Below are 531 nucleotides of genomic sequence, written 5' to 3'. Positions count from 1 at the left end.
CAGAGTTTAAGTATTCATTCTCCTATTTCAGAGAGTAAAGTTGGATTAGGTTTATCGATTGTAAATGATGCACTAGGTCCTTCTCAAGAAACCTACATTGGTGTAGATTTTAGTTATACAATCGATACCTCAGACAAAGGAAAATTAAGTTTTGGACTTAAGGCAGGTGGACATATTCTAGATGTAGATTTTACGAGATTAAATCTTTTTGATCCTACAGACCCTCGTTTTTCTCAAAACATAGATAATAAATTATCTCCTGTTATTGGCGCAGGAGTTTATTATCACACCGATAAGTTTTATGCAGGTTTGAGTGCACCTAACTTAATCCAGACGGATCACTTTGATACAAGCAATAACTCCAATAGTAGTAGTTTTGTCGCCGAAGAGCGTATCAATTATTACGGAATATTAGGATATGCTTTTGATATTTCTGACCAAGTAAAATTCAAGCCAAGTACATTGATTAAAGCGGTAGCTGGAGCTCCTTTACAAGTAGATCTTACAGCAAATTTCTTATTTCTAGAGAAG

At 34.8% G+C, this 531-nt stretch carries 1 protein-coding gene; it reads left to right on the top strand.

Features of this window, described 5'->3' with window-relative positions:
* Positions 1-531, top strand: a 531-nt coding sequence (locus tag ACFO3O_RS22610) for a PorP/SprF family type IX secretion system membrane protein (protein WP_379983080.1), incomplete at both ends; no start/stop codon positions are given.

It is taken from the genome of Dokdonia ponticola (assembly GCF_042653865.1).
GTDB lineage: Bacteria > Bacteroidota > Bacteroidia > Flavobacteriales > Flavobacteriaceae > Dokdonia > Dokdonia ponticola.
The sequence above is the reverse complement of the archived record's forward strand: the minus strand, read 5'-3'. Positions and strand labels throughout refer to the sequence as shown.